Below are 12,262 nucleotides of genomic sequence, written 5' to 3'. Positions count from 1 at the left end.
GCTCCAATCCAATCCCGTCAACCCGATCACTGAAAGGAAAATGAAGATGCTATCCTGGCGGGTATAAGATGTTTGACAGCAGGCAAGATAGTGGAAATCTGTTAGCTTTCTTAACACCATGATGCGTATATTCTAAGATAAATACTTACATTTGCGTCTGTATCTGATAACATGAAAAAGAAATGAAACGAATACTACATTTGATCTTGATCAGCTGCCTGTGCCTCTCGGCGGCAGCACAGAAAAATGCCCCTAAATGGATGGATAAAGCCAAGAAGGCGGTTTTTACAATTACTACTTATGGAAAGGATGGAAATAAACTCGCAACCAGTACGGGATTCTTTATCTCTGAAACAGGCGAAGCGGTCTCTGCATACGATATCTTTAAGGGAGCAGAGAAAGCAACGGTCACGGACTTCGAGGGAAAGACTTTCCCGGTTAAGAATATCCAAGGCGCAGACGAACTGTATGACGCCGTAAAGTTTCAGGTCGAAGTGCCGAAAAAAACTGCTTTCCTGCCGATCGCTACTGATCCTGTCACAAATGGGACGAATGCCTATCTGCTGTTGTACTCTACCGGCAAGAACGCTACCTTTAAATCAGGTGCTATTACCGAAGTAAGCAAATTGAAAGATCCGTATAAATATTATAAGATGGCAATCGCATTGGAGGAAAACGAACTCAATGCCCCGTTACTGACTCCCGAAGGTGAAGTGTTCGGGCTGGCACAGGCTGATGCCGGTGGAAAGAAAGATATTTGCTACGGCCTTTCTGCCGGATATGCAGGTAGTTTAGCAATAGGCTCTGCCGATTACCTAAGCTCTACATATCGCAATATCAATATACCAAAAGGATGGCCGAAGGAACTGGACCAGGCTACTGTTGCGCTCTACCTGATCAGTGGCACGCAGGATGTAAAGGCACGCCTGGAAACGGTCAATGATTTTATCGCCACTTTCCCGGATGTTCCTGATGGTTACCTGAACCGTTCCGATCTTTATGCCTACAATCGTGCGGCATTGGCAAACTCTCCGGCTGAACAGGCAGCTTACCTGCAAAAGGCGTTGGACGACATAAAAACCGCTTCCAAATATAGCGACAAGAAGGGTGATTTCTGGTATAACCAGGCTAAGTTGATCTACGGTGTTGCTTCGGCCGACAGCACGCTGGCTGATCCCGCCTGGACAACCGAAGCCGCTATGGAGGCACTGGACAAGGCGATCGAAGAGGACAACCTGCCTGCCTACCACCAGTTAAGGGCAGATATCTTGTTTAATAAAGGAGAGTTTCAACAGGCATTCGATGAGTATATGATCGTTAATAACAGCGATATCGCCTCTGCTTCTTCCTATTACCTGGCAGCAAAGGCAAAAGAAAGGATTACCGGTTTTAATATCGGTGATGTGATCGACTTGCTGGACAAGGCGATCGAGAAATGCGGGACAACCATGAATGCCGAGGCGGCAGCTTATGTGCTGGAACGAATCGACTGGCGCCTGCGTCTTGCACAATACACGGAGGCTATCGCCGACTATGACCTATATTATACGCTGGTCGGTGGTCAGGTGCTTCCGAACTTCTTCTTCCTACGCGAACAGGCCAAGTTCCGTGCCGGTGACCTGGAAGGCGCTTTGAAGGATATCCAGGCTGCAATACAAGGAAGTCCCGATACGCCCGACTACTATGCGGAAGAAGCCTCCATCTACGTTCGCCAGCAGAAGTATGAAGATGCACTGAAAAGTATAGAGAAGGCAATCGCAATCGCTCCTGATTTCGGAGCCTGCTACCGCTTACGGGGCGTTTGTTACGTCCGTTTGGAGAAGAAAGCAGAAGCTTGCGAAGCATTCAACAAAGCTAAAGAATTGGGTGATCCGCTTGCCGAAAAGTTGATAAAGGAACATTGTAAATAAGAGAGGAATATGAAGAAACTGATGAATGTATTGCCGTTGTTGCTTGTTGCTGTCCTGCTGTTTGGTACGGCTTGTCAGAGCAATAAGAAGAAGGAAACGGAAAACGTGAATGTAACGTTGTTCGATAAGGATCTCCCTGAGATCAAGACACTGGTCAACGGCGAATGGGAACTGGTGAGTGGCAAGAATGCCCGTGAGTTCTGCGAATATGAGAATACCTTCATCAAGTTTGCAGACGACCAGTATGTCTGGACGGAGGACGGCAAAGCCGAACCGGGGGCCTTGAACTGGCGCAAAGCGGATACGGGGGCCGGCTATGAAGCCTATCTGATGGATGTTTTCTACGAGACCAACCCGGCCTATCCTGTGTCTATCAAAGGTGATACTCTTATCCTGCAAGACTGCTCGGAAACAGGATATAAATATACTTTAGTTAAGAAATAGCCTGCATCACAAGCCGGTATTTAGGGGGCTATCCTTTTATTCGTCTCAAAGGCTTAATTGGATTCCCCCTTTTTCTTTCAGCTTTTTCGCATTTCCGATTTTCCTACTGCCTGTTAATCACCTTCTTCAAATCATTCGTGCCTCCCGACAGGCACATACATTGTGCAACCTCTTTTCTTGGCTGTGGAGGTAAATAAAAAGAGAACTAACGATCCAAAACGAATGTATAATATTCGGAACAAATAGGAGGGAAGAGGTGTTCTTAATTCATAATCAACTAAATAATTATCAATATGAATTTACATGTGACAAATAAGGATCATATCCTGGGCTCCGCCGATGCCCCGATAGAAATAGTAGAATACGCGGATTTTCAATGTTCCTATTGCGGAAAGGCTTTTTATATTATGAAAGATATCCTGAAAGAGCAGGGTGATAAAATCCGCTTCATCTTTCGTAACTACCCGTTGGACGAGTTACACCAATATGCCGTACATGCGGCTGTTGCTGCCGAAACAGCCTCGGCACAGGACAAGTTCTGGGAAATGCACGATATCCTGTTCGAGAACCAGAAAGAACTCGATGATGCCCATTTGATCGAGTATGCCCGTCTTATCGATATGGATGTCAAGAAGTTCAAAGAAGACTTCGGGCAGGAACGTTTCGTCCGCAAGGTACAGGAAGACTACGATTCAGGTAATAAGGCCGGTGTAGAAGGAACTCCCACTTTCTTTATAAATGGAAAGATTTACGAGGGTAACTGGATGACTAACGAGTTTCCGGAATATCTGAAGTCACTTCTTAAGTGAACCGGACAGACTCATCGGCAAGAAGGGTTAGTGTTGAAGAAGGAGGCTTAATCTCTGAAGAGATGAGCATTAAGCCTCTTCTTTAAAGGGAAAATGGTATGTTAGTATCTAAGATCTGTTTGCCAGGTAATGCCGCTGACATCCGTGAGAAGCAATTCGTATCTCCCTTTAGGCAGATCAGCTAAAGAGTTGTCGCTGATCGTCAGGTCGGCTTTGCTTCCGAGCGGAATAACCAGGCTGTGTTTGCCTGGTGCGACTTTGGCTATATACTGATTTTGAATGTTTGATACCGGAAAGCGGGACAGTGCTTCTGCATCCTTATTCAAGACCACATTCCCGTTTTTGTCTTTCAACGTGATGCCGATCAGGAAAGAACCATATACATCCGCCCCTTCAACACGGTAAACAGTGAAGGACAACTTGCCGCTCTGTATACTCGCGTCTGATATCTCTATTTTAGGTTTAACCGATTTGTTATGCAGCTTTCCCCATACCCCGTTGTGGAAGATCTGATTTGTTGCAAGCGACACAAACAAAAGGGCAAAAGCTCCGGCTCCGGCAATCTTGCCGAGCGTGCCGGCCCTTAAAGGAAGTGCTCCGGAAGTCAGCCATACCAACCATGACTGGTTCCGTAAGGCTTGTATCTTGGGGAGTAATAGATAGTCGAGTGAATATTTTCCCCCTCCTGACAGAAAGATCGTGAAGCCCGCAGTTGCTCCCAATATCCCGATCTGCCATTCATCGAGGCAGGTAGTCCCCAGCCATCCCGATCCCAGCAGGATACCGGTAGCCAGGCTGAAAACCCCGATACTCATTAAGCGGGTAAAAAAGCCAAGCATAATCAATAGCCCGACGATTCCTTCAATGATGGTAAATATAACCATCGCCCACCAGAGGACATCCGGTGTCGTAACCAGATATTCGATCATCGGTTTGATACCGAAAGCGTTGGGGAGGAAATGGTTGAATTTCTCTCCGATATAACCGGGTACATCCGGTATCAGTTTATTCTCTAAGACGAGACGTCTCCAAAAAGCTGAAAAATAGGTTCATCCGACAACCAATCGTAATGAAAAGGTAAATAAACCGACTATGGAGTATGCATCGAGCATCTCCTGCTTATTCTGATTTATCATGTTTCTTAATGTTTTTGTAAGTGTACTAATTTGTTTGAGTCTTTTTCGTAAAAGTAATTTGTCTTGGAATAACTCTTAAATAATTAGTTTACGATAGCAGATGAACAGCGATTGCTGTATGAATACATCTGTGTTTCGCCTTACTTGTTCGGATAGGACTGTCGTAGAGGGCAAGCAGAACTGTGTGCCGTCCGGAGAAAGGCCGGCCAAATGTGTGTATTGAGGATTGTTTTGCTCCTTACCAGGTGCAGATACTTCGAAGGAACAGGTATTGCGCACTTTGTTGCAATTCTCGACTTTGACTGTTCGCAAATGAATATTCATCATCTGCTTAAGCTCCCTTTTGGTAGGGCAGGAGAGCAATAGGAAGAACATCATCGGAAATAGGATGAAGCCTGCTAAATGTTTACCTGTTTTAGATGCCGTCATTTATTGAAGTTACATTTTTCGTGGAATATCAGAATTCCGGTTATCATTGCTTTATTGAATGAACTTTTTTTACTATGTTTGTTTATAATGTAACAACCGGCGTTCCATTTTGTTTTGATTTTCTACATATTTTTCTGATTATATTTCCATTTAATAAAAAAGTCCTTGCAATCCGCGGATTGCAAGGACTCTGCTTATACTATAAATGATAGTCTTTTACTTCTTCATAGCTTCCTCGATAGCAACAGCTACAGCAACAGTAGCACCTACCATCGGGTTGTTACCCATACCTAAGAAGCCCATCATTTCCACGTGAGCGGGAACGGATGAAGAACCGGCGAACTGAGCGTCACCGTGCATACGGCCCATCGTGTCGGTCATACCATAAGAAGCAGGACCGGCTGCCATGTTATCCGGATGCAGGGTACGGCCTGTACCACCACCTGAAGCTACAGAGAAATACGGGTGACCGTTTTCCATACATTCTTTCTTGTAAGTGCCTGCAACCGGGTGCTGGAAACGAGTCGGGTTAGTAGAGTTACCTGTGATAGACACGTCAACACCTTCTTTACGCATGATAGCAACACCTTCGCGAACGTCGTCAGCACCGTAGCACTTAACTTTAGCACGCAGACCGGTAGAGTATGCTTTTTCTTCGATTACGTTTACTTCGCCAGTCATATAGTCGAACTGAGTCTGAACGTAAGTGAAGCCGTTGATACGGGAAATGATTTTAGCAGCATCCTTACCCAGACCGTTCAAGATAACGCGCAACGGTTCTTTACGAACTTTGTTTGCCATTTCTGCGATCTTGATAGCACCTTCGGCAGCAGCGAAAGATTCGTGGCCTGCCAGGAATGCGAAACATTTTGTTTCTTCACGAAGCAGACGGGCAGCCAGATTACCGTGGCCGATACCTACCTTACGATCGTCGGCAACAGAACCGGCGATACAGAATGCCTGCAGACCGATACCGATAGCTTCGGCAGCTTCGGCAGCATTTGTGCAGCCCTTCTTGATTGCAATAGCAGCACCTACAACGTAAGCCCAGCAAGCATTTTCGAAACAGATAGGTTGTGTTTCCTTACACATTGTATAAGGGTCGATACCTTTAGCGTCGCAGATAGCCTTTGCTTCTTCGATACCGTTGATACCATATTCTTTTAAAACCGCGTTGATATGATCGATACGGCGGTCATAACTTTCAAATAAAGCCATATTATTTTTTACTTTTTTAAGTTCTTATTTACCAGAAATAAAGATATCAGAAAATTGAAAACAAGCACACCGCCGCAGCAGGCCACATAAAAAGCCATCCAGGGACGGTCCGGCTTAATCACGAAGTAAGCGATAACCGTTGCCACTATGGTGATTGCGATCAGCCCGAAGAGGACGCGTGTCAGTGTTTTCTTATTCATTACGAGGATCGATATATTTTACAGCTTCTTTGAAACGACCGTAAGAGCCCTTAGCTTTTTCCAGTGCTTCGTTAGCATCCATACCCTTCTTTACCATATCCATGAACTTGCCCAGGTGAACAAATTCGTAACCGATTACTTCGTCGTCAGCATCGAGAGCCATACGAGTACAGTAGCCTTCAGCCATTTCCAGGTAACGAGTACCCTTAGCCAGTGTTCCGTACATTGTACCGACCTGGCTACGCAGACCTTTACCCAAGTCTTCCAGACCGGCACCGATAGGCAGACCGTCTTCAGAGAAAGCAGACTGTGTACGACCGTAAACGATCTGCAGGAACAATTCGCGCATTGCAGTGTTGATAGCGTCACAAACAAGGTCAGTGTTCAATGCTTCCAACAGTGTTTTGCCCGGCAGGATTTCTGAAGCCATAGCAGCAGAGTGAGTCATACCTGAGCAACCGATAGTTTCTACAAGTGCTTCCTGGATAATTCCTTCTTTAACGTTCAGAGTCAGCTTACATCCACCCTGTTTCGGTGCACACCAACCGATACCGTGAGTCAAACCAGAAATGTCAGAAATCTGAGTTGCTCTAACCCACTTTCCTTCTTCAGGAATCGGAGCACACTGGTGGTTAGCTCCCTTTTTTACAACACACATGTGTTGAACTTCATGTGAATAAATCATAATCGCTAATTTATTATATTAAAGTGATAATAAAACTTTATGCTAATTTTAATGTAAGATCGCTTTATAAAAGACCGCACAAAGATAAAATTTTTAATTCAGCCGTGCAACAGGCCCGGTTATTTCAAAACTTCTTTAATTTTATCTTCCAGTTCCTGGCCGTGCAGGTTCTTGGCGATGATCGTGCCGTCTTTGTCAACCAGTACGGTATGAGGGATGCTGTTGACGCCATAAAGGGCGGCTCCGCCGTTCTGCCAGCCTTTCAGGTCGGACAACTGTGTCCAGGTGATGTTCAGGTCTTTTACGCCTTTGGCCCATGCGTCGGCTTTACTGTCCAGCGAGATGCCGACGATATCGAATCCTTTGCCCTTGTAGTCTTTATAGGCTTTGACCAGGTTCGGCATTTCTGCGCGGCAGGGAGGACACCAGGATGCCCAGAAATCGATCAGGACGATTTTGCCGTTACCGACGTATTCGGAGAGTTTGTGCATTTCACCTTTGGCATCCGGCATTTCGAAATCCGTGAACTTCTGTCCTACGGCAACCTTTTTCAGTACATTCAGATGATCGATCATGTAGTTGATTCCCGGAACGGATTTGAAAGAAGAATCAGCTTTGGAGATGATTTCATTTTGCCGGTCTTCGTCGATGTTGTAACGGAAATCGTACAGGTTCTTGGCGGCAGATTGTTTGTCCGTATGGGTTAGGATGTAGTTGACAACGGCTTCTGTAATCTTCCGGTCGATTTCCTCATACTTAGCTTCTGCTTGTTTGATCAGGTTTTCATCACCCGATTTCATATCGGCAACCAATTTGTCTATACCGGAGCGTAAGTCTTTAATCTTAGCCTGCAACTCTTTTTGTGCATCATTTTCAGGTGTACCGCTAACAGTGGAAGTCGAATCCAGTACGACTGCCAATTTCCCGTTTTCCAGTACGAATGTTGCCATGAACGGAGCGTTTTCTCCAGGGGCGACCCGTACCGGTTCAACCACTTCTTCCGAAAAACGGAGAGTACGGAGGGCGGGGGCGTTTTGTGTGCCTTTCAGGGCAAAAGCTCCGTTTTGTACTAAGGCGCTATCCAGTGGTGCAGCGTCTTTTACCCCATATTCATAGAGGTATACATACTTACCGTTCAAATCACTGTTTGAAACGGTACCGGTAATTTCGTAACCCGGTTTTTCGCTACAGGCTGCAAGAAGCAGGACGGAAGCGGCGATAGGAAGATACTTTTTCATATATTTACGTTGTATTAAAACGATTAATACTTTATTAGTTACAGACGTTTGGTGCAAAAGTAAGAAAAAATTGACACATTATTTACTATATTTGTGGCCTAATAACCGTTATTATGAATTTATCCTATATAGATACCAGATATGCGGCGTTTTTTCGTTTTGTCAGGTCTGTTATTGTCTGCTTGTTCCTGTTTTCTTGTCCAGTGTCCGCTGGGATTTCCCTGCATATGGCGGATAATATAGATTTGTCGAATAATGCCATTCTTGACATGTACCAGGATGAGAACGGTTATATGTGGATCGGCACCTACGATGGCTTGAATTTGTATAATGGAAAGAATACCTATGTATTTCGCTTTGAGCCGAACAACAAGAATACTTTATGCAGCAATATCATTAATAAAATCGTGTATGGCGGAGACGGATATCTGTGGGTATCGACTTCTATGGGATTGAGCCGGTTCTCACTGAAAGACCGGAAAGTGACGGAGTCTTATACGGAATATCCCGAATGCCTGAACGTGGCGTCTGATTCGGTAGGTAATACGCTGGTCATAAAGCAAAAAGATTTTATCTCCTGCTATTCTCCCGAAGCCGGTTCTTTCCAGGATGTACATGTACAGGGAATGAATGAAGAAGTAGCCAAAGTCTTGTTTGCAGGCGGGGAAAGGCAGTTCTTTATTCTTGACGCCGATGGCAGCCTGCTTGAGATTTGTCCGGACTTCGAATCTTTTCCTTTGTCATTGGACATAAAGAAAACTCCGGTCCATGAGAAGAAAATAGACCGTGCTTATTACCTCGATGGCATTCTGTACTATGTGGATATGGAAAACCGCTTTTACTCTTACCGGATGAAAGATCGCAAGAAAGAGTATCTGGCCGACCTTACCGGCTGGATGGATAAATACGGAAAGCTGTCCCGCATCGCTTTGTTTCATTCCGACCCGTACCTGGTTTTCAGGAATGGGCTTTTGCTGAACATCGGCAATCCGGAAGAAGAGGCACTGGGGTTTGATGTCGGGTTATTCTGTGTCTTGCCTGACCGGAAGCAGGATATTCTTTGGGTCGGGACAGACGGGCAGGGAGTCCGGATGTATTATGACAAGTATAACCGGTTCTCAGGAATTCAACTCAAAAATTTGCCGATTGTCATGCGTAATCCGGTCCGTTCGATCTATACCGAAGATGAAAAAACAATCTGGTTCGGAACCAAAGGGAATGGTTTTGTGCGTGTGGAAGATTATGATTCTTACGAAAAAGGAGAAATACCGGTTGGAAAGGTCAAGCATTTCACTACGTCGGACGGTTTGTCCAGCGACCGTGTCTATTGTTTCCGTAAAAGCAACTATTATCCCTGGGTGTGGATCGGGACGGAAGGACCGGGATTATCCTATTATTCTTTGGTGGATAAGAAAGTTTATACGCTGGCAAGCCTTGTCGATACAAAGATCCGGTACGTCCATGCCATTCGTGAGGTGAATGATTCGACGTTGTGGATGGCAACGACCGGAGATGGTTTGCTGGAGGTTGTCATTGGTAAAAAAGATGGCGAACCTGTCATTAAATATGTGGAGTCTTTTATCCTTGAAAAGAATGGAAAAGTTTGCAATGAGTTCCATTCTATGAATTATGATGACGAGGCCTCCCTCCTTTATTTAGGAAGCCGTGGGGGATATGGGTTGGTCCGCTTTAATCTGCTGACTAAGAAATACGAATTTATTCCGATGAATAATGCAGGCAACCGGGCGGTAGGGGATGTGCTTTGCATGTGTTATAGCCAGGATTCTACTTTTTATCTGGGAGCCAGTTCAGGTATGACGCAGATGAAATTACATTCGGGGACCCCGGCGGAGGTACGCCAATATAGCAGAATCGACGGTATCAAGAATGATATGGTTCATGGTATTCTCGAAGATCCTGACGGCTGTATCTGGCTGAGTACGAATAAAGGGCTGGCCAAATACAATCCTCACAATCATTTTTTCCATAATTATGGAAGTCCTGATTTGGATGTGACGGAATTCTCGGACGATGCTTATTGGAAATGTCCTTACACGGGAAAACTGTTCTTTGGCGGAATTAACGGACTGATCTGGGTAGATCCGCAAAACGACCGGCAGGAAAATTATAAGCCGGCCTTGCATTTCTTTGAATTGAAGATGGGGAATGAAACGCATAGTTTGTACGACTATACGGATCAAAAAACCGGATATGTGACCATTCCTCCCAACATATCCACATTTTCGATTTCTTTTGTGGCGACCGACTATATACATGGGGAAAACTATGAGTATTCGTACTTATTGGAGAACTATAATACATCGTGGGCCGAGCTGCAAAAGGATAACGAAGTCGCTTTTACGAAGTTGCCTTATGGCAATTATGTTTTGAAAGTCCGTTACAAGAATGATGTGTTCGATTCGGATGCCAAAGAGTATTTTTTGCATATACGGGTATTGCCACCCTGGTACCGCAGTTCGTGGGCTATGATTGTCTATGGTCTGTTGCTGGCGGCCATATGTTCGGGTATCGTGTATTGGTTGCGTCTCCGGATTGTGGAAAAACAGGCCGAAGTTGCCCGGAAAATCAGGGAAGAACAAAAAGAAAAGCTGTATGAGGCGAAGCTGAATTTCTTTGCCAATATTACGCATGAACTTTGCACGCCTTTGACTTTGATTAATGGTGTGAACGATTATATCAAAACATCCGCCGACCGGTTGGCTGACGGAAAACTGGAGAAATATGCCCGTATCCTGGGCGAAAATGTCACAAGCCTGAATGAATTGATCCAGGAAATTCTGGACCTCAGAAAGATAGAGGAGGCCGGATTCAGCCAAATACATATCAAACGGGTATCTGTAAGCGGTTTGATCCGGAAGCAATGTGAATCGTTTATGCCTGTCGCAGAGCAGAACGGGATCAATTTCACCTTCAATGAAGCTGGTAAACCGGTCTATTGGAATACGGATGTCCCCAGTCTGAAGAAGATTATACGCAACTTAGTGTCGAATGCATTCAAGTACACGGAACAGAAAGGCACGATCGATGTCTCTGTCCGGATAGAAAATGATTCTTTAATAATAAAGATCTATAATACGGGTAAGGGGATAGCGGAAGCTGACTTGAAAACGATATTCGACCGTTTCCATATCTTAGGTGATTTGGATGGAAATAATTATACCCGGATGACTTCCAGAAACGGATTGGGACTTTTCATCTGCCACAGCATGGCCCAATTGCTTCGTGGAGAGATAAAAGTGGAAAGCAAGGAGGGAGAATCTGCCGAGTTTATTGTTACGTTGCCTTATCTGGAAGCTGAGGAGGCGGATTCGGATGGACAAGCCGAAGAAGAGGGGCCGGTTGTACAACCGGTGGTTTCGGCAATGACTGCCGAAACCGAGGTGAATACCGGTAGTCCGGTTATATTGGTAGTCGATGATAACCGGGATATCGTTTGGTTGATTAAGGAAACACTATCGTCCGAATATATTGTCCGCGAAGCATTTAATGCAGAAGAGGCTTTGGCTCTGATGGAACAGCAAACGCCTGATTTGATTATTACGGATATCATGATGCCGAATATGGATGGATTTGAACTGATCAGCCGTGTCAAGTCTGATAAATTTACCCGGCATATACCTTTAATTGTAGTGTCGGCCAAAGTCTCGGAAAATGAACAGGCAGAAGGTTTGAATCTGGGCGCCGATGCTTATCTGACCAAGCCATTCTCGTCCGTGGTGCTCCATTCTGTCGTGAACCGGTTGATGGCGAATAAGAAAGAACTGAAAGACTACTATTATTCCCCGGAAAGCGCTTACGAACAGTCCGGCGGGCAGTTGATCCACCAGGAGGATAAGGAGTTTATGGATTCCGTGACAGCCATAATTAAGGAAAATCTTGCGCAGGACACGTTGCGTCCTGAACTAATAGCCGACAAATTAGGCATGAATGCCCGTGCCTTGTATCGCCGTTTCAAAAAGATTTCGCCGTTGACACCGAGTGATTTCATCAAGGACTATCGCATGATGCATGCAGCTCAACTTTTAGTCACGACAAACCTGAGCGTGCAGGAAATCATCTACCAGGTCGGAATCTCCAACAAATCCTATTTCTATCGTGAGTTCTCATCTAAATACGGAATGACGCCCCGACAGTACAGGATGCGTGGCATAGAATGAGATAAATATAGTCTG

Annotated in this window: 8 protein-coding genes and 1 pseudogene; 4 read left to right on the top strand and 5 right to left on the bottom strand. The window is 45.1% G+C overall.

All coding sequences use genetic code 11. The annotated features are described in order from the left end of the window. Positions 1 to 182: 182 nt before the first annotated feature. The 3 genes from H8S65_RS00165 (at position 183) to H8S65_RS00155 (ending at position 3,163) form a co-directional block, all read left to right on the top strand. Positions 183 to 1,910, top strand: coding sequence for a serine protease (locus H8S65_RS00165; RefSeq protein ID WP_186927943.1), 1,728 nt, complete (start codon positions 183 to 185; stop codon positions 1,908 to 1,910). Between the two features lie 9 nt (positions 1,911 to 1,919). Further along, entirely contained in the window at positions 1,920 to 2,354 is a 435-nt protein-coding gene (locus H8S65_RS00160; protein WP_186927942.1) for a hypothetical protein, read from the top strand. A 293-nt stretch (positions 2,355 to 2,647) separates the two neighbouring features. Then, complete coding sequence (locus H8S65_RS00155; RefSeq protein WP_186927941.1) at positions 2,648 to 3,163, top strand: DsbA family protein; 516 nt, start codon at positions 2,648 to 2,650, stop codon at positions 3,161 to 3,163. A gap of 101 nt (positions 3,164 to 3,264) precedes the next feature. Here the strand turns inward: H8S65_RS00155 and H8S65_RS00150 are convergent. The 5 genes and pseudogenes from H8S65_RS00150 to H8S65_RS00130 all read right to left on the bottom strand — a co-directional run bounded on the left by H8S65_RS00150 (position 3,265) and on the right by H8S65_RS00130 (position 8,069). Next, a pseudogene (locus H8S65_RS00150) lies at positions 3,265 to 4,299 on the bottom strand (TQO small subunit DoxD). A gap of 645 nt (positions 4,300 to 4,944) precedes the next feature. Next, complete coding sequence (locus H8S65_RS00145; protein ID WP_186927940.1) at positions 4,945 to 5,946, bottom strand: GGGtGRT protein; 1,002 nt, start codon at positions 5,944 to 5,946, stop codon at positions 4,945 to 4,947. 8 nt (positions 5,947 to 5,954) lie between these two features. After that, positions 5,955 to 6,146: a hypothetical protein gene (locus H8S65_RS00140; RefSeq protein WP_008145831.1), complete on the bottom strand. Its 192-nt coding sequence runs from the start codon at positions 6,144 to 6,146 to the stop codon at positions 5,955 to 5,957. Next, positions 6,139 to 6,831 (bottom strand): iron-sulfur cluster assembly scaffold protein, encoded by a 693-nt coding sequence (locus H8S65_RS00135; protein ID WP_186927939.1) that lies wholly within the window; start codon positions 6,829 to 6,831, stop codon positions 6,139 to 6,141. Before H8S65_RS00135 ends, H8S65_RS00140 begins: the two co-directional genes overlap by 8 nt. A 119-nt stretch (positions 6,832 to 6,950) precedes the next feature. Then, positions 6,951 to 8,069, bottom strand: coding sequence for a redoxin domain-containing protein (locus tag H8S65_RS00130; protein ID WP_186927938.1), 1,119 nt, complete (start codon positions 8,067 to 8,069; stop codon positions 6,951 to 6,953). A gap of 113 nt (positions 8,070 to 8,182) precedes the next feature. On the opposite strand from H8S65_RS00130, the gene H8S65_RS00125 reads away from it, so the two are divergent. Then, positions 8,183 to 12,247 carry a hybrid sensor histidine kinase/response regulator transcription factor gene (locus H8S65_RS00125; protein WP_186927937.1) on the top strand — a complete coding sequence of 1,355 codons (4,065 nt, stop codon included), beginning with the start codon at positions 8,183 to 8,185 and terminating at the stop codon, positions 12,245 to 12,247. Positions 12,248 to 12,262 lie beyond the last annotated feature (15 nt).

The sequence above is a fragment of the Parabacteroides hominis genome (genome assembly GCF_014287585.1).
GTDB lineage: Bacteria > Bacteroidota > Bacteroidia > Bacteroidales > Tannerellaceae > Parabacteroides > Parabacteroides hominis.
Note: the sequence above shows the minus strand (reverse complement) of the source record. Positions and strands in the feature narration are given on the sequence as shown.